At 30.9% G+C, this 24,176-nt stretch carries 18 protein-coding genes; all 18 read right to left on the reverse strand.

From position 1 onward, the window contains the following. Nucleotides 1-42 precede the first annotated feature (42 nt). The 18 genes from J3477_RS09045 to J3477_RS09130 all read right to left on the reverse strand — a co-directional run bounded on the left by J3477_RS09045 (nt 43) and on the right by J3477_RS09130 (nt 24,013). Nucleotides 43-1,659 (reverse strand): spore germination protein, encoded by a 1,617-nt coding sequence (locus J3477_RS09045; protein ID WP_206869464.1) that lies wholly within the window; start codon nt 1,657-1,659, stop codon nt 43-45. Between the two features lie 59 nt (nt 1,660-1,718). Continuing rightward, entirely contained in the window at nt 1,719-1,925 is a 207-nt protein-coding gene (locus tag J3477_RS09050) for a hypothetical protein (protein ID WP_206869465.1), read from the reverse strand. A gap of 149 nt (nt 1,926-2,074) precedes the next feature. After that, nucleotides 2,075-3,160, reverse strand: a complete 1,086-nt coding sequence (locus J3477_RS09055) for a GerAB/ArcD/ProY family transporter (protein ID WP_206869466.1) — start codon at nt 3,158-3,160, stop codon at nt 2,075-2,077. Between the two features lie 22 nt (nt 3,161-3,182). Then, a complete protein-coding gene (locus tag J3477_RS09060) occupies nt 3,183-4,289 on the reverse strand; it encodes a Ger(x)C family spore germination protein (protein WP_206869468.1) in 1,107 nt (368 codons plus the stop codon). Beyond that, a complete protein-coding gene (locus tag J3477_RS09065) occupies nt 4,276-5,367 on the reverse strand; it encodes a GerAB/ArcD/ProY family transporter (protein ID WP_206869469.1) in 1,092 nt (363 codons plus the stop codon). The genes J3477_RS09060 and J3477_RS09065 overlap by 14 nt, the downstream gene beginning before the upstream one ends. Beyond that, nucleotides 5,357-6,826: a spore germination protein gene (locus J3477_RS09070; RefSeq protein ID WP_206869711.1), complete on the reverse strand. Its 1,470-nt coding sequence runs from the start codon at nt 6,824-6,826 to the stop codon at nt 5,357-5,359. The genes J3477_RS09065 and J3477_RS09070 overlap by 11 nt, the downstream gene beginning before the upstream one ends. Nucleotides 6,827-7,189: 363 nt before the next feature. Then, on the reverse strand, nt 7,190-7,972 hold the full coding sequence (locus J3477_RS09075; RefSeq protein ID WP_206869470.1) for an ABC transporter permease: 783 nt from the start codon (nt 7,970-7,972) through the stop codon (nt 7,190-7,192). Nucleotides 7,973-7,976: 4 nt separating this feature from the next. Continuing rightward, on the reverse strand, nt 7,977-8,780 hold the full coding sequence (locus J3477_RS09080) for an ABC transporter permease (RefSeq protein WP_206869472.1): 804 nt from the start codon (nt 8,778-8,780) through the stop codon (nt 7,977-7,979). After that, nucleotides 8,777-9,580 (reverse strand): ABC transporter ATP-binding protein, encoded by an 804-nt coding sequence (locus tag J3477_RS09085; RefSeq protein ID WP_206869473.1) that lies wholly within the window; start codon nt 9,578-9,580, stop codon nt 8,777-8,779. The genes J3477_RS09080 and J3477_RS09085 overlap by 4 nt, the downstream gene beginning before the upstream one ends. Nucleotides 9,581-10,066: 486 nt before the next feature. Further along, the gene (locus tag J3477_RS09090) at nt 10,067-11,350 is read right to left on the reverse strand and encodes an FtsX-like permease family protein (RefSeq protein ID WP_206869474.1); all 1,284 of its coding nucleotides are present in this window, start codon (nt 11,348-11,350) and stop codon (nt 10,067-10,069) included. Next, nucleotides 11,350-12,105 (reverse strand): ABC transporter ATP-binding protein, encoded by a 756-nt coding sequence (locus tag J3477_RS09095; protein ID WP_206869477.1) that lies wholly within the window; start codon nt 12,103-12,105, stop codon nt 11,350-11,352. The genes J3477_RS09090 and J3477_RS09095 overlap by 1 nt, the downstream gene beginning before the upstream one ends. Then, on the reverse strand, nt 12,086-13,153 hold the full coding sequence (locus J3477_RS09100) for a sensor histidine kinase (RefSeq protein WP_206869479.1): 1,068 nt from the start codon (nt 13,151-13,153) through the stop codon (nt 12,086-12,088). Before J3477_RS09100 ends, J3477_RS09095 begins: the two co-directional genes overlap by 20 nt. Beyond that, nucleotides 13,131-13,838, reverse strand: coding sequence for a response regulator transcription factor (locus J3477_RS09105; protein WP_206869480.1), 708 nt, complete (start codon nt 13,836-13,838; stop codon nt 13,131-13,133). Before J3477_RS09105 ends, J3477_RS09100 begins: the two co-directional genes overlap by 23 nt. A gap of 165 nt (nt 13,839-14,003) precedes the next feature. Further along, nucleotides 14,004-17,462 carry an efflux RND transporter permease subunit gene (locus J3477_RS09110; protein WP_206869483.1) on the reverse strand — a complete coding sequence of 1,153 codons (3,459 nt, stop codon included), beginning with the start codon at nt 17,460-17,462 and terminating at the stop codon, nt 14,004-14,006. Between the two features lie 461 nt (nt 17,463-17,923). Further along, nucleotides 17,924-18,880, reverse strand: coding sequence for a permease prefix domain 1-containing protein (locus J3477_RS09115; protein WP_206869485.1), 957 nt, complete (start codon nt 18,878-18,880; stop codon nt 17,924-17,926). Between the two features lie 4 nt (nt 18,881-18,884). Then, nucleotides 18,885-19,220: a PadR family transcriptional regulator gene (locus tag J3477_RS09120; RefSeq protein WP_206869489.1), complete on the reverse strand. Its 336-nt coding sequence runs from the start codon at nt 19,218-19,220 to the stop codon at nt 18,885-18,887. Between the two features lie 536 nt (nt 19,221-19,756). Next, nucleotides 19,757-22,312, reverse strand: coding sequence for a tetratricopeptide repeat protein (locus J3477_RS09125; protein ID WP_206869491.1), 2,556 nt, complete (start codon nt 22,310-22,312; stop codon nt 19,757-19,759). Beyond that, nucleotides 22,313-24,013 (reverse strand): molecular chaperone HscC, encoded by a 1,701-nt coding sequence (locus tag J3477_RS09130; protein ID WP_206869493.1) that lies wholly within the window; start codon nt 24,011-24,013, stop codon nt 22,313-22,315. It abuts the gene before it with no gap. Nucleotides 24,014-24,176 lie beyond the last annotated feature (163 nt).

Below are 24,176 nucleotides of genomic sequence, written 5' to 3' on the forward strand. Positions count from 1 at the left end.
ATATAGATTAAATTTCGCTAAAAGAATGTCTTAACTAAGTACTTAATTTTCTTCTTTATCATTAAAGTTCGGCTTCATATTTTCGTCTTGCCTAAAAATATTTTTCGATGCAATTGCTACAGGTCTTTTGTTCATTTTCCATAAAGGAGCCCTTATTAGTGTATCTTTTATATCATCCTTAACTAGTGGAGCTAGTGGAGAAAAATACGGTACTCCAAAAGACTTTAAAGATACAGCATGTGCAAATACTATAAGTATACCAATTCCTAAGCCGAAGATTCCAAGGGCCCCTCCTAATATTAAAAATGCTATCCTTAATATAGATATAACATCTGTATATACTGGAACCACGAAGCTTGACACAGCAGTAAGTGCTATAACTATTACTAGTAATCCACCTACAAGTCCAGCAGACACAGCTGCTTCACCTATTACCAACGCCCCAACTATACTTACCGCCTGACCTACTGGTCTCGGTAATCTAACTCCCGCTTCTCTTAAAATTTCTAATGTAACTATCATGAGCCCTGCTTCCACAACTGCAGGGAAAGGTACTCCTTCTCTTCCAGCTGCCATAGTAAACAGAAGCGTGGTAGGTATAAGTTCCTGATGAAAGGTCGACAGTACTACATAAGTTACTGGAGCAAAGATACTTATAAAAAAACACAAGTACCTTAATATTCTTATCATACTGGCAAAATATGGCCTAGAATAATAATCTTCTGCACTTTGGAATCCTTCTACAAATAGCATGGGCATGGTTAGTACAAAAGGCGTCCCATCTACTAAAATACAAGCTCTTCCTTCTAATATTTTTGCTGAAGCAGCATCAGGTTTTTCTGAGTTTCCTATGGTAGGAAATATTGACTTAGGGTTATCTTCTATTAATTGTTCAATATATCCAGACTCTAAGATTGCATCTATCTTGATTTTTTTAAGTCTATCTTTTATTTCCTGTATTAACTGAGGATCGACTATATCTTTCAAATATGCTATACATACACTGGTTCTTGTCTGTTTTCCTATTCTGATTGATTCAAAAACTAAATTAGGACTTTTTATCCTACGTCTTATTAATGCCATATTAGTAGCTATATTTTCTGAAAATCCTTCTCTTGGACCTCTTACAACCGCTTCCGTCTTAGCTTCCTCCACACCACGGTTTTCCCATCCTTCGGAATGGATTATAAGAGCCTCCTCTGAACCATCTATCATAAATATGGTTTCGCCTGATAAGCAGGCATCAATTATTTCCTGCTGGAAACTCGTTCTTTTTGAATGAGCTACTGACAACATATTTTTTTCTATAAAATCTATATTTGCTTTCATATTTTTAATATTTGCAATCCTGCTATCATACATAAATGCTTTCATTATACTTTCATTTATAATAAAATTTTCATTTAACCCCTCAACATATATAAGTCCTGCACTGAACTCTCCATTGTCACCGAAAGAAAATCTCCTATAGATAATATCTAAACTTTCTCCAAAAATTTTTTCAAAATTATTTATATTTACTTCCAATTTATCTGATATTTTCTCTTTATTTTGGTTATCATTTTCTGTTTTGTTAGTTATTTTCCCAGAATCTTCAGAATTCAAATTTCCCTGATCCATTAACAAACTTTTCACTTTTCTACCTATGTATTTAAACATTTTCTACTCCTATTTTTTTAATTATTATATTATTGTAATTCACCTTCCTCCATTTATATTCATTTATTGATTTTCTCTTTTTTAACATTATTTACTTCATTTATAAATTGTTCATTCTTATATTTAACCTTTAATATAAAAAGAGTAAACTGTATAACTGTGTAAATAATAATTACTAATAACAGTATCCACGTCATTATTGTAAAAAAAGTTATATACCAATCTCTACCTTCAAAGAATTTTTTTAGAATATCTATGATGTTCATAATTACCCTCATACCAGTAAAATCCCCTTATATTTCACAGAAACCTAACAACTTAATCCTCTAATTATTAGGTTGTCACCTCATTTGTTAAAATATATATTTCAAAACTTTAAATTAATTCAATCCTCTCAGCAACTTAAATCTTAAGCTTAAAATTCAATTCTCTTTCTTTTCATCCAGTACACCAATAGTATAAAGAGTGGAATTATATTGGAATATATTAACATAAAATATGTTGTTTCAAAATTTGTGAGCCACTTGTGATAAGCATAGTTAGGCTCAAAGGTCATTACGAACCACAATTGAAAGCAGCCTAAGAGCAATAAGCTAATATTTCGGTTTTTAATTTTTAAAACTGTACACAATATATTGTTTATACCATTTAGATATACTGTCATTTTAAAAAAACCACCTATAAATATAAGCGTTACACCTATAGCGTCTATATTACTTATAACTCCTTCAATATTTATAAGCTTAATAGCTTCTATATAAGGTACAGTGGCTATGGATGTATACTCAGCACCTAGTACACAAATATCCATAATAACAGAAACACATAATAACAGCCCTGAAAAAAATATGACTTTCATTCCTGTTTTTCTTACCTTATTCTTTTCTATAGCCTGATTCCAATACATTAGAAAAATGTATGTTTCTCCAAAAGGAAACATAATAACTGGAGGCAATTCCTTTAACACTGGTTTAACGCCTTCTCCTAGAACTGGTAGCAATTCTTTAAACTCAACATTTCCAGAAATATATGTAAAGATATATATAAATAACATAAAGAAAATAATTATATAGAAAAATATTTCAGCTAATCTAGCCATTGTGTCTACACCTTTAAGAATTATATATATGCTAGTAGCTATAAATAAGAAAACTATTATTATCAAAGGCGCTTCCGGAAGTAATGTTATAATGATTAACTCTCCAAATTCCCTTGCATTACGAGATGCATGCCTGAAGAATGGGGAAATATACATTATTGACACTATTAACCCCAGCTTATTTCCGAATATCAATTTGATTATTTCCACATAATTCTTGCCTGGAAACTTATTCTGTATTTCTGTATAAATCCACATATAAACTAAACCTACTGCAAGTGCTATCAGTATAACAATCCATGCATCCTGCTTCGCTCCAATTCCTAATGCAAAAATTGTAGTGCTTCCTATTTCAAATATAAACATAAGTGTAAATAACTGATGATTACTTAGTTTAGTCATATTTTTATTTCCTTCTTTTGTTTTAATAACTTCCTCTACCTAATGACCTTACTTTCACTTTCACTTTTACTTCTATCTCTGATTGACTTACAATCTTATCCCAATCGGCTCCGGTCTTTCTTCCGTATTTAGCTACAGCCACTCTTCCTAAATCTAAGACATCTGTTTGATACTTTCCTTTTATCTCATTAATTAAATCATTACACTGTTTTTCTATGTTATTCTCCATATCTTTTTCAAACTTCTTAATATCTTTATTTTTTCTATATATATTCTCATATAATTCATTAGATACTACTTCTCCATTTATATCTAAGTTTATTGTAAACTTATACTTTCCATCCACTTTAACGCACTTTACTTTTCTTTTTGAAGATGCTTCCAAGTTTATGTACTCTTTAGGATTATTTTCTATGGTAAAAATACCCTTAACACGATTTTCCTTGAGCATATTTATTACCCTGGTTTCTCTCATGTCTGCTTTGTCAATCATCTTATCCTTATTAAACACTGCAAGTCCTGTGAATTTTAACTTATCGCCGTCAATTTCAACATAAGGTAAGAGCACATTCCTTCCCTCTGAATCAATTCTAACTATAATATCATTAAGAGAATACTGCATTTTAAAAAAATTGTATTCCTCAGAATTTTTCACCATTCCCTCAATATATTCTACTGAACTAGCATAGCCTGATATATCAAAATCAAACATTTCCCGAGCCGTACCTTTACAAACAACACACATTGCTCTATCGTTCATAAATGCATTATTAAGATTTATATCTATCCAAGGTCTGAGTCCATACCTTGCTACATCTTCGCTGAAGACGTATACTCTCGTAGCTCCCAGTGTAAGTTTTTTATCTGATTGTAGCTGCCTTACTTGTCTTGTCTCACCAAGAGTAGTAGCCTTACCTTCTAATATCTTTTTTGCTAGCTGCTCAGTTCCTCCGATTGAATAAGTTAGCAATTGTACACTGTATCGAATCTGACCAGCACTTCTATCTAAATCTGCTCCGAGCCCAACTGGCAGCTCTAAATTTTCTACTAACTCACCTTTTGCTCCTATGAAGCATATGATTATTATCAATACACTTATTAAAAATAAAACTATACTACTTTTCCTCATTCACATCCCCTCTTTTCAACTTTAAGACTAGAGCTATTACAGTTACATAAATTAGAATATAAACCACATAAATTGGTGTTATTTTTCCTGATATTTCACTCCTCTCTAATGCATTTCCAAAGGATAAAGATAAATACACAATTATAGGATATAAAAAAATTGTTACTGGTTTTATTTGGAATTTAGTTACAACTTGAGTGATTCCATATACAGTTGAATAATAAAACATTGCTATGCATTTAATTATTATCAACGCCCATAGGGATAAAAATATATATCTAAAACTGTTTATAATCGGTATATTTATGGCATCAGTCAAAGCTAAAATTGGCCACAAATACTTAGGTGATATATCTATTCCCAAATAATATATTGTAAGAAATACTGTCCATACATAGAGAACCATTACAAAAGAAACACCTATTGTTCCATATTTAAATATCTTATCTTTTTTATTCAATAGTGGATATATAAGCAATATAGTTTCTATCCCTGTATAAAAAAAAGTAGTTTCTCTTGAAGCTTGCAGTATTCTAACTATTCCTGATCTAAATACCGGCATTATATTCAGGATACTTCCATTGATTAGAGCCCCTGAAGGAAGAAACATCAATTCTGCAGTTATAAAAAACACAACCACATTAAGTCTTGCTAGTGGTTTTATGCCGTTTGCCACTGCATAAGCCGCTGCTAAACAAGATACAACTATTATTTGATAATCCTTCAAAAAACTCGTAACGTAGGTTTTAAAGGCATTACTAAATCCAGCTACCTCAGAGGATAATATGAATAGAAAAAATGATACAAATATAATGTTTAATATGTTTCCAAAAAACCTACCGAACAACTTTTTACTCAAAACTAATATATTATCATTAGGAGCCTTACTACTCAGATATTTTGCTATAAATACTATGTAAAATGGGTATGCAGCACCAAATATGCAGGCAACCCATGCATCTTGATTGGCATATTTTATAAGTCCATTTGGGATGTAGAGTATCCCAACTCCCACCATACCTGTTACCAAAGTTAATATAAACTCAGTTGGAGTTAAGGTTATTTTTTTATTGCCCATTGTCACCACTTCCTACGTTACCCTGTCTTCTTGGATTATTGTTAGGTATAGCCTCTGGTCTTGTATTAAGCTTAGTATGAGGAGCCCTAATTATAGTATCCTTAAGATCTCTTTTATGAAAAGTAAAATACGGAACCCCCAGATTTTCCAGGGAACATAAGTAAGCAAGCAGACAAAACCAACCTACTGCTATTCCCATCACACCTAACCAGTTTGCTAAGATTGACATGGGGTAAGATATAAGTCTTATCGCAAGCGTCATCTTATAATTAGATATAGCAAAAGAGGCAATAGTTGTAGTTCCAGCCACAAGAAGAGTTGTCGAACTTACAAACTTAGCTTTAAGTGCTGCATCACCTATAATTATTCCACCAACCACACTTAAGGTTTGCCCTATCTTTGTTGGCAGCCTAAGACCTCCTTCTCTTAATAGCTCAATAGTTACTTGCATAGCCACTAGAGACATAAATGGAGTAAGCGCTAAATCTCTTCTTGATTCAACAAGAGTTTTAATAAACTTTAAAGGAATCATTTCAGCATTAAATTTTATTAAAGTTATATATATAGCAGGAAATGTAATAACTACAAAAGCTGCAAGTAACCTTAATATTCTTACGAAACTAGATATCAGTGTTCGCCCATAATAATCTTCCTGAGTTTGAAAAAATTCTATAAAGGTTGAAGGATACGTAGTCACATAGGGCGTTTGATCTAATAAAAAAGCTATTCTTCCTTCCATTATGTGCGCTTGCACTACATCCGGTCTTTCAGAACCGAAGGTTAATGGAAAAATACTGTAAGGACGATCTTCTATAAACTGCTCTATAATTCCATTAGCAGCGATTGAATCTACATCTATCTCTTGTATTCTTTTCCTAAGCTTATCTAGATATTCTTTATCCACTATGTCATCAATATACATAAGCACCAAGTCAGTCTGACTTCTAGTTCCTAACATAAAAATTTCAGTTTTCAGATTTTTATCCTTAATCCTTTTCTTCAAGCAGGCTACATTTGATTTAACATTTTCTATGAATCCATCTCTTGGCCCATTTAAGGAGGTCTCATTTGGTGGCTCTTCTATAGCTCTATATTTCTCAGTAGCAGTATCAATCATAATAAATTTATCCGAATTACCTAGTATTAAAATTGATTTTCCTCTTTTAATTTCAAATACTACATTGTTTATATCAGTTTCTATAGTGGTACTGCTTACTGCAATATACCGACTTGTTATATAGTCTTCTACATTGTTATTACTAGATAAATCTTCATTTATATGAAGCAGTAATGGATTTAATATATCTCTATCTATAATGTTTTTATCAATTGTTCCAGTAAGGTACATCAAATATGCTTCAACAAGATTTTGTTTTCCTAATAAAAGCTTTTTTGAAACAAACTCAGCAGGAAAGCCAAGCTTTTCTTGCAATTCTCTAATTGTATTTTGAAGGTTCATCATATCGCCTCCTATTCTTCCGACTAAATAATATTTCTATTTTGTCCTTAGTATAAATAAATATTTATGGTAAATTATTGCACATAAAGTCAAAGTAAACTTATTGCCAAAAGTATAGAAAAAGGATGACCAAAGTAATTATCACAATATTAATAAGGACTCTATGTAAAAATAAAAGCCATGCATATTAGGAACTTAATTTCCTTATCTATGCACGGACTTTTAATTATTAAAAATTTATAAATACCTGATCTATATAGGCTTTATTTGTTATACTTAATTACATTCAATTGTATAAAGATATTACTATGAACCATTATTTATAAGATGCTAACTATAATTGATATTCACTGCAAATATACTTTATGATCCAGTGGATTTATAGTGTTTAATTCCGAACTTCCATAGCATATTGCTTGGAATCCAAAATAAAACAGCGGCTAAAGGAGAAATCATATATATAAGTTCGTGCCCTTGTGATTTTCCTATGATAAACAAAAAAGGATAGTAATTGATGAATGCTAACGGAACTATAAAAGTAAAGAATTTAATCACCCACTTATTATAAATATTAAGTGGATACTGTGCTAATTCTCTTCCGCCATCAGTGAGTATATTCATAATCTCAAGTCCTTCTAAAGTAAAGAAACATATAGCTGCATATATCATAAAAAGACCTGAGAAGATACACACTCCCCCTAAAATCATAAAAGTTATTGTAATTATCTTAAGTGCGTCCCAATGAACTCCACCACTTATTATCGCATAAGAAAATACTATAATTGCTTGTATAAGTCTTCCTACTCTTGTAAACTCAATTCTTGAACCCAACACCTGCAGGATTTCATTTCTTGGTCTAACCATTATTCTATCGAATTCACCATTAGAAATTATTGAAGAAAAAGAGTCAAAGCCTCTTGCAAAGCACTCTGCTAAAGAATAAGACATAAATATAGTACTAAAGCATAAAAGCACTTCTTTAAAAGTATATCCCTCAATATTTCCAAACCTATCAAAAAGAAAATACATACTTAAAAACGAAAAAAAAGTAGTCATCCCTTGCCCTATAGTTGTTAAGAGGAAAGAAGTTTTATACTGGGTTACGGATTTTAAATGCATCAGAAAATACTTATAATATAATCTCATTTCTTTACCCCCCCTGAACTACTACATTTTTTAATGCTTTTTTAATTATTATTTTTCCTAATCCCACAAGTATCACTAGCCAAATAAGCTGAAGCATCAGTTTATATACTGCATCCATTGATGAAACACTACCACTGTATATTCTAAAAGGCGTATTCTGCATAGATGCAAAGGGTAAAAAATTTATATACTTTGTAAACCAATCTGGAAGAAGCGGCAACGGAACTAAACCACCTGAAAGAAAATCAGCCAGCATTACTAAAACCATCCTAACTCCCATAGGAGATACAGTATACATGGTAAAAATATATATAAGCATGCAATATGCTACCACTAATAAAAAGGCAACTATCATAGATATAATAAATAGTAGTGCTGAAATAATTGAAACTGGTAAATGAAATCTATATGGTTCTGGTAAAATCATTGCAACAAAAAGGATTGGAAAACATCTGAGTATAGCCTTTGATAGTCTATTAGCACAGCTTCTACTAAACCAGAGATTATATAAATCTAGTGGTCTAACTAATTCATAGGCAACGTTTCCATTAGTTATTAGATCAAATATATCATTTTCAAGAAACCAAGTCATGAATAGTGCTAGAAAGGCTTGTTGTAGCCAAATATAACTAGAAAGCTGAGTAAAATTCATAGGTAAGTTTTTAGCGCCACTTCTGTAAAAGGCCTCATATAACATTATATACATAAATCCCCAAGCAAACTGAGTTACAATTCCTGCATAAGCTGCAGATCTATACTGCAATCCATTTATAAACCTTATCCTAAAGAAAGATATATACCCTCTCATATGTTGTACTCCTTGTACATTCTTACTACAACTTCATCTATATTCAGTTCTCCGTCATTATTAAACCTGTCTTTTAAATCCTGAAGTTTTCCGTCTAAGAGTACTCTCCCTTTTCCTATAAGTATCATCCTTTTGGTTAAAGCTTCAATATCTTGAGTATCATGAGTGGTAAGTATAACTGTAGTCTTCTTTTCTTTATTTATTTCTTTTATGAAATCTCTTACTGCGATTTTTGAAACTGCGTCCAAACCTATGGTTGGCTCATCTAGAAATAATATCTTGGGGCTATGAAGAAGTGATGCGGCTATTTCACAGCGCATTCTTTGGCCTAGGCTTAATTGCCTGGTTGGAGTTTTGATTATATCTTCAAGATCTAAAAGCTCTGTAAGCATATCTTTATTGCTTTTATACTCACCATATGGAATTTTATATATATCCTTTAATAGTTCAAAAGAATCTACTACAGGCACATCCCACCATAACTGCGATCTCTGCCCGAAAACCACACCTATGTCTTTCACATACTCAATTCTATTTTTCCAAGGAACCTTTCCATTTATAACACAGCTTCCACTGTCTGGATTTAAGATACCACTCATTATTTTAATTGTAGTACTCTTACCGGCACCATTAGGGCCTATATAAGCAACCATCTCACCTTCAGATATATTGAAAGATATATCTTCAAGTGCATTAACTAAATCGTACTCTCTTCTAAAAAGAGATTTTAAAGCTTTACTAAAACCAGGATTACGTCTAAAGACCTTGAAAGATTTAGAGATATTTTTTAATTCTATCAAACTTCTATCCCTCCATTCTTATTGATGTACCACTTCATAATAAAATCTATATTTTCAAATTCTCCTCTCAGAACCCAGAGGAGTTTTGAAAATAGTTTTAGGATTGAAGTGGTACATCTATATTTGTATTTTATGAACTGCAAAAAGGAATGTATTTTAAAGCAATATTGTAATTTTATAACAAATAATATCTATCATCAATAGTGAACTCACACAAAATATAATATTTTAGTGAAATATTAATAATAAAGGCTATGTTTAGGAGTATTGTTGAAATTAAGTGGTTATAAAGCATCGGATGGATAACCACTTAATTTCAACACGATGCTTTAGCATCGCCATAATAAAAAGACAAAAAAAATCAGCTGAATTCTTTAATTCAACTGATAGAAGTTAGGGATCTGTAATATTATACTATTACAAGCTTTATTATAAGCCCTAAGTATGAACATATTATTTCATTTTTGCTAATAATTAGTTAATTCTCTACAAAAGGTCAATTATTAAATTGTATTTGTCTCTAGCTTTTGAATATGCTATAAAATTAAATATATATGCTAATAAAAGAAGTATTAGATTTGATTTAAAATATCCAAAATCTATTTTGACCCATAATAAATAAAAAACTGTCATAAAGCAATTTAGAGTACAGCTAGTAAAAAATATGCTTGTAAGCAGTCTTTTAGCAGTAGCCCTTAACTCATTCTTAGTCAGTCCAACTAAATATAGTCTTGAGAAGTAATCCTTCATATACTCTAATTCAATTTGGGATTTAAAATATAATATACTTGCTAATATAAAAAAGAAAGTTATATTAGTAAAAGAATCTATTAAATTTAGAATTTTTATTTCATTTACAGTTATCCTAGCTGTATCGTGGATATAAATTTTATAGATACTATTATAAGTTATAAAAAGAAAACTAAAAAAAGTTATCCTAAATAAAAAAGTATCTCCCTTATAAAGATTTTTTATAGTAGCTTGAAAGGACAAAAACTTTCCATTATAAAAATACTTCTTTTTATTGAAAAAACTTAGGATAAGCTTGCTCACATAAAAAATAAGCAAATATAGAAACGTTACACAATTTACCCACTTACTAGTAGGTACATAGTTTTTATTACTAGCACTATGAATCCATAACCAAACATTAAGAATAATCAATGCAATAAGCGCTAATACCTTTGCACCCCTTTTAACTTTAAGTATAAACCTTTCCCCTTGATATTTTTCTAAAGTCGTAATATCAATTAATACTTTTTTGGCCATTCGACCAAGAATTACGTAAAGAACTATCCCAAAGGATATTATTGAAATATAATTAATTTTTATCAATCTTAAATTAATACTGTTAAGTCCAAGATACTTTAGAAGACTCATAAAAAATATTTTTGAAAATACTGCTCCGAGCAATATTCCAAAAATCAAGCAAATTGAAAGTAAAATTGTATTTTCAACTAAAAGCACTCCAAAAAGCTCTTTTTGAGTCATTCCAATAAGCATTAGGAGTTTAAACTCTTTTTCTCTTAGCTTCATATAACTAATGTACGCATATATTAAAAAGTAGCAGAGCATACCAATTATAATTACCATAGATAATTTTAAAATTATTATCAATAAATTATTTTTAGAAATCAAAGTTATATCATTATAAACCAATGTTGAGTGGATAAAGTTCAAAGCTAGTGAAGAAATACACGCTATAAAAAAAGTAGTATATTTGCCTATATTCTTACTTAAGTTTTTTATTGCAATACCGAGGTAATCCACTAGCCTTCACCACCCATTATTGCAAGGCAATCTAGAATTTTATTATGAAACTTTTTGTCATCCTCTTTATTATAAATTTCAGCAAATAAGTTACCATCCTTTATAAAAATAACCCTTGAGGAATAGCTTGCTGCTATAGAATCATGAGTTGCAAGAATTATAGTTATCTTTTTTTCTTCATTTATACGCTTCATATAACTCATAAATTTTTTTGCTGCTTTAGAATCAAGGTTACCAGTAGGTTCATCTGCAAATATAATTTTGGGATTTGTTATCAAGGCTCGACAGCATGCTGCTCTTTGTCCCTGTCCTTTTGACACACTAGTTGGGTATTTATCTTTTACATCATATATATTTAAAAGCTTAAATAATTCACCAACCTTTTCCTCTATAAATTCTCTTTTCCTTCCTTGAATAACTAAAGGCAATGCTGCATTTTCCTCTAATGTTAAATCATCAAGAAGATTAAAGTTTTGAAAAATCATCCCAAGATTCTCTCTTCTAAAAATTGCTCTTTCATTATCATTAAGCTTTGAAATATTTAAGCCCATTATTTCAATATCACCTATTGTTGGTTTATCCACCCCACTGAACATATTTAAAAGTGTAGTCTTACCACTCCCAGAAGAACCCATGATAGCAGTAAATTCACCTTCATTAATGTTAATATTCAAGCCATTAATAATATTTTGAGAATCATAATTAAATAAACCACTATAATTTTTAACTATATTATTAGCTTTTAGTACCTCCATCTATAACTCCTCCTGTGGTATTTAAATAATAGGTTATAGATACTTTTGTCCCCTTACTTTTTTGAGATTCTATGGTCAATTTATGGTTTAGATTTTTTGAAAGCTGCTCGCAGATATAAAGACCTATTCCTGTTGCTCCCTTAAACTTTCTTCCATTTTCACCTGTAAAAAAGGGTTCAAAAACTCTATTTAGATCTGTTTTGGAGATTCCTATTCCCTGATCGATTACATCAAGTTTTACCATATTATCGAATTTATTAATTTCAAATTTAATAAATTTCTTTTTTCCTTCTTCCTTCGAGTATTTAACTGCATTGCTTATTATTTGTTCAATTAAAAACTTATTCCACTTTTCATCAGTAAGTACTCTAATGGCAGCATCCTCACACTCAATTTGAGGAAATACATTATTATAAATAAATAAGGATTTTTTTGAATTAATAAGTTCTTTTATTGAGTTTAAAAGATTAACCTCCTCAGGCTCATAATCTCTCACAAATTGTTCCATTCTAAGAAGGTTTAATAATTGCTCTAACCCATTTTGAAGCTTTGAATTCTCTTCACCAATTTCTTCAAGGGCTTTATCAATATCATTTGACTCTTCTTCGCCGCCCTCTCTCTCGTATCTTACTTTTTGAAGTACAAGACTTATAATTGATACAGGAGTTTTCATGTTATGAATCCATTGGGAAATAAAATATTTATACGTGCTACTGTCAGAGCTCATTCTACTAATCTCTTTTAAATACTCTTCCTGCAGATCTTTTAATATATTTAAAAAATATTTTTGCTCATTAGTTCCTTCAAAGATTTTATTTTTTTCTGAGTTAATTGATTCTTTAATATTTATATGAAAACTATAAAATTTAACAAACTGTATTGATAAAAATATTATAAAAATAATAGAAGCTATTAAAATGGGATAAGCGATATCTGTTATATCTTCTATTATAAAATAATATAGTAAAACTAAACCTATACTTGCATAGAAAGCTACTATATAACCTAAATTATCTTTTAAAAAATCAATTATTAATTTCTTTTTCATCTTTTACGTTACCACTATATATATAGCCAAAGCCTCTTTTAGTTTTAATCACATCACTTATCCCAAGGTATGCCAATTTATTTTTTACCCTAGTAACATTCACCGTCAATGTATGATCATCTACAAAGAAGGTTTCATCCCAAAGCTCTTCTAAAAGTTCTTCTCTAGATACTACTGAATTTTCTTTTTCTATAAGCTTACTAAGAAGCTGAAATTCCTTTTTTGATAATTCTGTTGTTTTATCTTCAAAGCTTATCTCAAAGTTATTTTTATTAAGTACCAATCCATTTGAAGCTATTAGAACTCTTTTATCCTGAGAATAATCCATCATTCTTCTAAAGGAAGCTTGAATTTTAACCAATAATAATTCAAAACTGAAGGGCTTCACTATGTAGTCATCAGCTCCCATTTCTATACCTCTAATCTGCTCCAATTCACTACTTCTAGCCGAGATAAAAATTATAGGTATGTTTGACTCTCTTCTAAAGCTTCTGCAAAGCTGAAACCCATCTGAATAAGGTAGATTAATATCAAGAAGTACTAGATCTGGTTTTACTTCATGAAATTCGTTTTCTATATTTTCATAGTCTTTTATTGTAATGCACTCATAACCATACTTTTCTATAAAAGTTTTTATGAGATTATTAAGTGTTACATCGTCTTCAATAATTAATATCTTTTTCATATTGCTTGCTCCAATATCTTAATTTAAGATTTATGTGGCTATATATAAATTTATATCTTCAAATTCTCCTCTGAAAATCCAGAGGAATTTTGAAAATAGATTTTGGATTAAAGTGTTTAATCTTTAAAACCGTAGGATTTAACCTACGGTTTCAACTAAATTATATTATAACTTTTCTCTTTGAAGTATGCTATACATTACTGGAACAACAATTAAAGTAAGCAATGTTGAGACTAAGAGCCCGCTTATAACAACTATCCCTAAGCCTTGAGATATAAGCGCACCTTCTGAAAAACCTAAGGCTAAAGGAATAAGTGCCATTATGGTTGCAATTGCAGTCATAAAAATAGGTCTAAGTCTAATAGAACCGGCTTCCATTAATGCTTCTTTCACGTTCATTCCATTTTCCCTATTATGTTTTACTCTATCTAAAAGCACAATAGCATTCGTAACCACTATACCTATAAGCATCAGCATTCCTATAAGTCCTGATACTGATAAGGATTGGCCAGTAATTAAAAGTCCAAGTAGTGCCCCCACAGCTGCAAATGGCAATGAAAATAAGATTGCAAATGGAGTTTTTCCTTCTCCGAAGGCAAGAACCATAACAAGGTATACTAACCCTATAGCTATAAGCATTGCCATTCCCATTTGACCAAAGCTTTCATTTATTTGTTTACTGCTTCCACCATTATTATAAGTTACACCTTCTGGTAACTGCCCTTTTATACTATCAACAGCAGCCATTACTTCCTTTGATACCTTACTTGTATCTTTGGTTTTTATATCTCCGGTTATTGAAATATATTGTTTTCCATCAAGAGTAGCTATACTAGATGGTCCATAACTTTGTGTTACTTCTGCAACATCAGAAAGTTTTATGCTCCCCTTCATGCCAGTTATGTCCATATTTTTAACTTTATCTACGTTATCAAGTTTAACCTCTTCATACCCTAAATAAACATCAGTGCTAGTTCCGTTATTTTTGATGGTTGTAACTTTGTTTGAGCTTAAACTATTTCTAACCGTTCCAGCAACCATAATTGAACTTAATCCATTATCAGCAGCTTTCTTTTCATCAACCTTCACATTGATTTCAGGCTTCTTTTCTTCTATGGAACTTGTTACGTTACCAAGGTCCTTAAATTCTTTTAGTTTAGCAGTTATAAGCTTTGATGCTTTTTCTAAATCTTCAACCTTATCGCTATATACCAAAACCTCTGCAGTATCTGATTGTCCTGCTAAAGACTGAGAATTTACTACAAGTTTTCCATCTTCGTTAGATAACTTCTTAGCTTCTTCCTGTATCTCGCTTGTAACTTTTTCAAAATTCTCTCCATCTTTAATAACAATTGTAAACTTACCAGTATTGCTTCCTTGCATTGACATTGCATTACCTGAAGAACTACTATCTCCAACAGAGCTTTCAAAGGTTTCTATATCTTTTCTTTCAGATAGATATTTTTCAAACTTCATAGCAACTTCATCAGTTTTTTCAACTGAAGTTCCAGGCTTCATTGTCAAAGTTCCATTAACAATATTTGTACTTTCAGATGGTAAAAACTGTACAGGAAGCTTCGAAGCAAGACTCAAGGTTCCAACTAAAAATACTAAAGAAATTATAAGGGTGACTACCCTATGACTAAGTGCTAGGGATAATATATTTTTATAGAATAAAGTTATCCTTCCTTCATGCTCCACATGCTTTATCTTCTTATTAAGCAGCATAACTTTAGTCAGTACTGGAACAACAGTTATTGAGACTAAAAGTGATGCCAAAATACATATTACAACAGTTATAGCAAATGGGAAGAATATTTTACCTACCATACCTGATATGAAGGATAATGGTAAAAATACCGCTATTGTTGTGATTGTTGAAGAGGTTATAGCAGAAGCTACTTCAGCAACAGCATCTTTTATGAGGTTTGAATCTCTTTCCTCTTGCATTGAGAACCTTCTATAGATATTCTCTATTACAACAATGGAATCATCTACTATACGTCCAACTGCTACAGCCATTCCACCAAGCGACATTATATTTAAGCTTATTCCCAATCTTGGTAGCAATATTAATGCGATTAATATTGAAAGTGGTATTGATACTACTGCTATAATTGTGGCTCTTAAATCCCTTAAGAAAAAGGCAATAACTATAATTGCAAATAATGCACCTAGTAATCCTTCTCTTACCATTCCATTTACTGAGTCCTTTATACTTGTAGAACTATCACTAATTAAATTGAATTTAACTCCTGAATTCTGACTTTCTAAAGCTTTTATTGAAGCCTTAATATCATTAGCAACTTGAACAGTATTAGCATCATCATTTTTATAGATGTTTAATATTATGGCATCCTTTTGATTAGAACGAGTTCTCATCTGATTTTCTGATGAGGTATTTGTTATCTCAGCCACATCACTTAAAAATACAACCTTAACATTAATTTCAGGTGTTGTAGTAGCTGTCTTTGTGTTTTTATTAGAACTACTCTTATTGCTATTTTGACTTTGAGCTGAGCTTGAAGCCATAGTTTTTGATTTGTCTATGGTGTCATTAATTGATTTATCTAAAGCATCTTGAGTTTGCTTAAGTGAAGTTTGAAGACTTCCAAGTACCACTTGAGCTTGAGCCCTTTCAGCTTGAGTTGCTTGAGGATTTTGAAGAATACCTTGTTGAGCTAATATTCCAATTTGAATTTTTTGAATTCCATTTAGCATAGCTATGGCTTGAGTATTTCCTCCTACAAGAGTTCCCATTTGCCCAATTCCTTGACCTAATTGGGCCATCCCTTGAGTAAAGCCTTGAGCCATTTGTTCCATACCTTCACTTACTTGACCTAGAGCAGAGCCCATTGTATCCGCCATAACTGCATTTGCATTTACAGGTACTACTATCGGAATAGCTTTTAACTCATCTATTGTATTTATCTTTGCCTCTGATCTTATTGGCATAGTTAAACCATTAATATCAGCTTCTCCAACTGGAAAGGATATATTGTTTCCTGTTAGTGCATTTTTTACATCATCAATGCTTACTCCCTTGTCCTTAAGTTTGTCCTTATTAACCTTAATATAGAGATTATTACTAGTAGTTCCTTGAGCAGATATGCTTGAAACTCCATTAATTCCGCTTAGCTTAGGATTAACCTTATCATTTAGATATTCTGTAAGCTTTTGCTTATCCTTTTCTCCCTCAACAGTATAAGTCATGATTGGCATACTTCCAAAACCTATCCTAGAAACTGCTGTTTTTTGTGCGTTATCAGGTAAATTCACCTTATTTACTGCATCATTTACTTCCTTTTCAGCCTTGTCCATATCTTTGCTATAACTGAATTGTGCTACAATAATTCCTACATTTTCATTATTTATGGTTTTTACATCGGATATTCCCTGTAAGCCAGATATGGCTTTTTGCATAGGACTTGTTATCTTTTCTGATATATCCTCTGGTGATGCTCCAGGATATACTGTAACTGCAGTAACCACTGGAATATTAATATTAGGCATTGCTTCCATCTTAATACTTTGAGCTGAATATATGCCTCCACCTATTAACATCACAATGACTAAAAAAATTACGAATCCATTTTTTAATACAAAATTGATTGCTTTTTTCATTTTTCCACTCCTAGTATGATTTAATTTGTAATCATTTCTCTAAGCTTATATTTAACATTCTAAATGGATATAAAATTTTCTTATACTTATCTTAGTTACACTAACGTTACAGTTTTGAAACTTTAGGTATGTATCCTCCTACTCATAACCATAAACTCCAGCAAATCATCTTTTAATACTTTTATAAAAAGAAGGCTATATTTAAGAAAATTGTTGAAATTAATTGGTTATACAGGAGACGCTATATGAGCGAGCTATTAGAATTAAATGATTTTATCAGATGGAATGGCGTTAATAAACTGTACTGTTCGAACGTAGAGTTTACAGTTTTAGCCATGGATTAATTCTTTGCGTAAGCTCATTAAAGCGTCGGATGATTAACCAATTAATTTCAACACGGTGCTTTAACAGCGCCAAAAAGAAAAGCACCTTCTTTTATGAAGGTGCTGATACAATGTTTTTTAATTAGCTTTTTGAGGTAAAGGTAATTTATTTTCTTTATTCTCTAATACTCTAAACAGAATTTTATTTAGTGCCATGAACATTAATGGTACTACTATTATAATTTCTTTCTCAGATAAAATTGATGCAAATATTACTATAGTCTCTAATGATAGTAGAAAAGCGAGTCTTTTTATTTCTTTTCCTTTTAATATAAAGCTTTGAGTATATGAAATACATGCAATCATCCATGAGAGGGCTATAAATAAAAATCCAATATTCTTCAAGATATAAAATAATTCATTCGTCTGATTTTGAATATTAAATGCTTCATTATAAATTTGAGAACACCTGTAAGAATCTAAATCAGTTTCACGATGCTCAACTTTCCAACCGTTTATATTGGATGCTTCTCCTTGTCCTTGATTGGTGATTAGTTTCTCATCCACTTTTCTCTCATATTCATAATTAACTTTTCCATCCTTTATAACTCTTATATAATATACACCATTATCGTAGGTATCATTATATTTGTTAAGAAGTTCATCTATTTTACTCTTATCTTCTGAAGTTAAAGCTTCCTTTTCTCCACCTATCTCTTCAATTTTATTGTACAAATCAGAACTAGTCATAGGTCTGTTCTTCTCCCAATCAGCCCTATATATCTCCTCAGTAAAAATCCCACTTATTCTTACAATCACTCCAATAATGAATACAACTATAGCAATCTTTAAAAGTACATTTGTATACTTTTTTTGCCTGCTTACAATCTCTTCTAGCTCACTTGTAAATACTTCTTCATCCCCAAAATTCTTTATAGCAATTTTAATACTTTCTTTTTCACTATGTCCCTCCGACATAAGATCTCTTACACTATCATAAAGATGTGCCTTCATCTCTTCTTTTAAGACCTGCACCTCTTCATTGTTCCTATCAAAGTTTTTATATACTTTTTCTACATAGCTCTCTATATTCAAAGTTTTAATCCTCCCTTATAAAGTTATCAACCAATTTCTTAAGTATTCCCCATTCATTTACCCTGTCTTTAAAAAAGATTTTTCCTTCTTCTGTAATTCTATAATACCTTCTTCTGCCCCCTCCAGTACCTTCACTATCATTCCAATATCCTTCTAGACAGTTCTTCTTCTCAAGTCTTTTCAAAGATACATATAAAGTAGCCTCTTTTATTTCATAGTCTATACTTGATCTTTCTTTTATTGTTTTTGCTATCTCATATCCGTACATATCTTTTTCTTTCAGCACGGATAATATCATCATGTCAATATACCCTTTTAATATCTCCTTATCAAAATCCACAATTCTCCTCCTATCTTCTAACATATACATATATTAAAGTACTTCATATTATAAAGTACATATTTATTATAATGCGAACTACTTTATATTGTAAAGTAGTTTTTTGAATTTTTTTCCTTTGCATCTACATACTATGAATTGTTTTATATAACTTCAGTAATTTTTCACACTTACAGTGATTGTATTATTTATTTCCATATAAAAATATGGCTACCTGATTCAGATAGCCATTACATTATTACTACGAAAGCTTATTTTTCAATATAATCACAAGATTTTTATATAAGCATTCATAAACTTAACTAATATTATTAGCTTAAAATTAAGGTGTTACTGTGGAGATACTATATGAGTGAGCTATTAGAATTAAATGATTTTCGGAAATGGGATAGCGTTAATAAACTGTATTGTCCGAACGTAGTGAGTTATGCAGTTTTAGCTATTCCATTGTAGAAAATAATATTAATTCTTTGCGAAACTCATTAAAGTATCGGAAGAGTGACACCTTAATTTAAAAAATATATTAAAATTTATCACTACTTAAACAAAGATTTGAACAATCCTTTTTTTTCGTTTTTTGGACTATTAAGCTTTTCTATTAGTTTAGCTTTCATCTCATTTGCAGTGTTGTTGTTAAAGTCTATTTCTAGCATCCTATCACAAACAATCAAAGCTTCTTGGTATAATCCCTTATAATGTAGTAGCCTAAGCTTTAAGAGTAATACATCTAGATTGTTTCCATCAATCTTCAATGCTATATTACATTCTTTTTCTGCCTCAGGAATTTTTTCTAATTGATAGAAGGACCAACCTTTATTTTGATGAGCTACTATATACTTTGGATCAAGTTCTATAGCTTTATCGCAATACTTTATACATTCTTCATATCTTTCAAGACAGTATAAGGAATAACTTATGTTTACATAGCAATTTCTTTGTTTAGAATCTAATTCTATAGATTTAAAAAAGTATTTAAGTGCCTCTTCATACTTTTCCAATTCATTAAATATATGCCCTGCTGAATAATAATACGGTGCATAATTAGAATCACAATCTATTGCTTGCTTGTATAAGGAAAGAGCTTCTTCAAAATTATTTTTTCGTTCCATAATAGTCCCTTTTAAATCATAGAAACTATCCTTGTATTGAATTTCTTCTAAGTCAATAACATCATCTAATAATTTTAAAGCATCATCTTCTCTAGACATATTCATAAGAGATTGAACCTTATAATAGTATGCCCCTCCACTATTTGTATTTACTTTAATTGCAGCATCAAAACAATCCACAGCTTCCTCATATTTTTCAACATAATAGTAACATAATCCCTTTAAATAATAATATTCATCATTATTTTCATCTAATTCTAATGCATAATCACAATATTCAATAGCTTCCTCATATCTACGAAGTTTCATTAATATTCTTGCCTTGCAATAATATAACTTACTATCCTTATATCCTAAATCCATAGTCTTATTATAAATATCAAGTGCTTCGTCATAAAGACTTACAGCAGTAAGAGCCTTGATCTTTATTATATAAGCATCAAATAAATACTGATATTTATTAAGGGCAATATTACAGGCTTCTAAACAATCTTCATAAAGTTCTAAGCCTAAAAATGCTTCAGCTTTATTCTTATAAGCGTGAGCCATACTAGAGTCTAATTCAATTGCCTTATCAGCATATACAAGTGCCTCATTGTATTTTTTCATTATATTAAAAATATATGCCTTGTTGTTATGAGCTGAAGAACTCTTATCATTTATGTTTATTACTCTATCATACTGCTCTATTGCCTCGTCATATCTACCTAACCTATCCAACATATCTGCTTTAAAAAAGTTTAATTCATAATTGTTTTCATATACTTCTAAAGCTTCACAAACTGTTTTATATGCTAAATTATCATTTTTCAATTTAAGCAATACATGGCAAAGAAGACAATACATATTTTCTGTAAACTCTGCTTCTTCTCTAAGCTCTTTTAATATATTATAGCTTTCTTCTGGTTTTGAAGTTTTGAAGTAAGCTTCAGCAAGTTTATACTTCAAGTTATTATCAGTACAGTTCTTATTTAACCCACATAATATATCATCAATATAGAAATTATAAGCTGAAGTCAATATTATATTGAAATCATTCCTATAGTGGTACATGTCATTTAATATTTCTAGATGCTTTATTGCTTGTTCATACCTTGCTAAACCGATGCAGCATTTCCCTTGTGCAAGCAAAGCTCCACCATCATCAAACTTTATATCCAAAACTTTGTTATAATCATTATAGGCGTTCTCAAGATCCCCAATTCTTGAATACAAATCACCTCTGTAAAAATACGCATCAATATCCTCAGTATTTTTAACTATTACATCTGTAAGTATTGTTTTTGCTTCATCAAGCTTCCCTTTGCAAATCAGATACCTTGCTTCTAATATAAGTAAATCAGGATGAATCTCACAGATTTCCTTAGCTAAATCTATATGTTTAGAAGCTGTGTATAAATCATAGTCATCTAAAGCATTAGATATTTTATTATAGGCTGATATAAATTCATCTTCTTTTCCTAACGCACAATTTTTTAATTCTCCATAGCGGAATGTACTTCCTTTATCAATCTTATATATAACAAAGTCAATGAAGTTTTTAGGAAAGTTCTTATATAGATTATCTTTTTTAGCACTCCATGAAAAATAACTATCAAATAATCTCCAAATATCATTTGGAAAATTAAAATTATCCATTATAAAAACTAAGATTTTTTCACTTATCTCTGATGCCGTATCTATGTTATAACATACATCTTTCTCTAGGAGTCTAGTCCATTCTTCAATGCTAAGCCTTCGTTCAAAGTTTTCATAGCAAGCTTTAAATTGTTCCATAAAATCATCTACAGGAGATAATTCTTCTTTAACTACCGAGTCTTTCTCTTTAGCTATTCTGCAGGCTTCTTCATAAGCAACTCTTAACTTTTTGAAACCTTCTGGATCTTGCTCTGGTGAGTGTATTGTTAAGAGCTTTGAATAAGCCTTCCTTATGTCATTTAAATCCTCAGTTTTAGAAATACCTAGTACCTCAAAACAACCCATCTAAAAATCCCCCTTAATATCTATACTATCAAATATCTCTTTTATTTTGTTTCTAGCATCGTTTATTTCTCCTAGATTTTGCTTTTCAAGAACTTCCTCAAATTCACTTATAAGCCTTCCGATTTCTTGTCTTACTGAACCGAGATTTTCTTCAAAAAGTCTTTCTCCTCTAGTTATTATTAGTTTATTTTCATGATTTTCACGTGGGTGTATCTTTAAGCTAGCTAAGCTCTCCATTCTACTGGTCACTTCTTGTTTAGTCATATATCCAGGATTTTTTTCAATTACTACTGTTTTTTTCACTCCAGTAGATACTACAGTTATCTCAACTTCTAATATTCCATTGATATCGTAAGTATATCGTACATCAACAGCTTCCTCTCCACCTACTGCTGCTGGTACCACCACATTAAGTTCTCCAAGATATATATTATCTTTTGAAAGACGAGATTCTCCCTGTAGTATCTCTACATTTATAAGCTTTTGATTATCATAAACTGTATATAATCTTTCAACTTTGCTTGCAGGTATTGTTGTATTTCTCTCTATTATTGGTAAAAAATGTCCACTTTCATATTGTCCATGAGATTTTCTCACTGACACCGTAGTTCCTAAGGTATAAGGACAAACATCTGTAAGTATAATTTCCTTAAATGCAGCATCTTTCCCCTTCAACGCAGCTTGTACTCCAGCACCTAAAGCTACTACCTCATCAGGATTTATATTTACATAAGCTAACTTACCAAATAACTTACTAACAAAGGTTCGTATGGTAGGAAGCTTTGTAGCTCCTCCTACCAACAGTATTGAATCAATATCGCTTACTTTGAGGTATGCGTCACTAAGTGCTCTTTCAACAGGAGCTCTTAATCTATTTAAAAGATTCTTCACATTCTTTTCATAATCATCTAAAGATATATTGCAAGATAATAACTCATCATCAATCTTAGATTCTAAATTTATAACTCTGCTTTCACCAAAAGCTCTTTTACCCACCTCAGCTTCTTTCTTTAAAAATGAGTAATCTTTTTCACTTATTTCATCTCTTTTCTTATTATTGTGCCTTAAGAACATAGCAGCCAACACTTCTGTAAAATCTTCTCCACCTAGATAATTATCTCCAGCAACTGCTCTAACTTCCATTATATTATCAAACAACTCTAATATAGACACATCAAAAGTTCCTCCCCCTAGATCAAATACCAAAAACTTAGTATCAGATTTAGCATGATGAAGACCATAAGCTAGGGCTGCTGCAGTTGGTTCCGTTACAAGTCTTTCTACTCTAAGTCCCGCTAGCTCTCCAGCTCTTTGAGTAGCCTTTCTTTGACTATCACTAAAATATGCTGGAACACTTACTACAGCTTCAGACACTGTTACCCCAAGAAATCTTTCAGCATCCTCTTTCAAAGCTTTTAATATTAAAGCAGATAATTCTTCTGGCAGAAATTCCTTATCAGATAGCCTATAAATTTTTTTACTCCCCATATTTCTCTTAAATATAGACGCACTAGCCTCTGGATGAGCTAGCTGCCTTTCCTTAGCAATCTTGCCTATTAGAATTTCTCCATTATCATCCACGCTTACAACTGATGGAGTTAGGCTTTCTCCAAAAGAATTAGGAATAATTACAGGACCTTTCTCGGTCCAATAAGACACTAAACTATTTGTTGTACCTAAATCAATTCCTATATTAACCATATAACCTACCTCAATTAATTTATTGATATTACTCAAAGTTTTATACTTTCATTACAGAGTTAAATACCTACTGGTAAATTTATCCTTATTATATTTATCTATATTTTATTATATTCGTCATATAATTCCAATAGTTTATGTAGTATCATTTTAATAATTAAAA

The sequence above is a fragment of the Clostridium zeae genome, from assembly GCF_017312485.1.
Lineage (GTDB): Bacteria > Bacillota > Clostridia > Clostridiales > Clostridiaceae > Clostridium_AR > Clostridium_AR zeae.

Coding starts and splice junctions, on each gene's coding strand:
- J3477_RS09055 (WP_206869466.1), bottom strand. CDS start 3,160: ATGACTAAACTAAGTAATCATCAGTTATTTACACTTATGTTTATATTT.
- J3477_RS09105 (WP_206869480.1), bottom strand. CDS start 13,838: ATGAAAAAGATATTAATTATTGAAGACGATGTAACACTTAATAATCTC.
- J3477_RS09095 (WP_206869477.1), bottom strand. CDS start 12,105: ATGGAGGTACTAAAAGCTAATAATATAGTTAAAAATTATAGTGGTTTA.
- J3477_RS09100 (WP_206869479.1), bottom strand. CDS start 13,153: ATGAAAAAGAAATTAATAATTGATTTTTTAAAAGATAATTTAGGTTAT.
- J3477_RS09130 (WP_206869493.1), bottom strand. CDS start 24,013: ATGGTTAATATAGGAATTGATTTAGGTACAACAAATAGTTTAGTGTCT.
- J3477_RS09125 (WP_206869491.1), bottom strand. CDS start 22,312: ATGGGTTGTTTTGAGGTACTAGGTATTTCTAAAACTGAGGATTTAAAT.
- J3477_RS09110 (WP_206869483.1), bottom strand. CDS start 17,462: ATGAAAAAAGCAATCAATTTTGTATTAAAAAATGGATTCGTAATTTTT.
- J3477_RS09060 (WP_206869468.1), bottom strand. CDS start 4,289: ATGAGGAAAAGTAGTATAGTTTTATTTTTAATAAGTGTATTGATAATA.
- J3477_RS09045 (WP_206869464.1), bottom strand. CDS start 1,659: ATGTTTAAATACATAGGTAGAAAAGTGAAAAGTTTGTTAATGGATCAG.
- J3477_RS09075 (WP_206869470.1), bottom strand. CDS start 7,972: ATGAGATTATATTATAAGTATTTTCTGATGCATTTAAAATCCGTAACC.
- J3477_RS09065 (WP_206869469.1), bottom strand. CDS start 5,367: ATGGGCAATAAAAAAATAACCTTAACTCCAACTGAGTTTATATTAACT.
- J3477_RS09070 (WP_206869711.1), bottom strand. CDS start 6,826: ATGAACCTTCAAAATACAATTAGAGAATTGCAAGAAAAGCTTGGCTTT.
- J3477_RS09080 (WP_206869472.1), bottom strand. CDS start 8,780: ATGAGAGGGTATATATCTTTCTTTAGGATAAGGTTTATAAATGGATTG.
- J3477_RS09050 (WP_206869465.1), bottom strand. CDS start 1,925: ATGAACATCATAGATATTCTAAAAAAATTCTTTGAAGGTAGAGATTGG.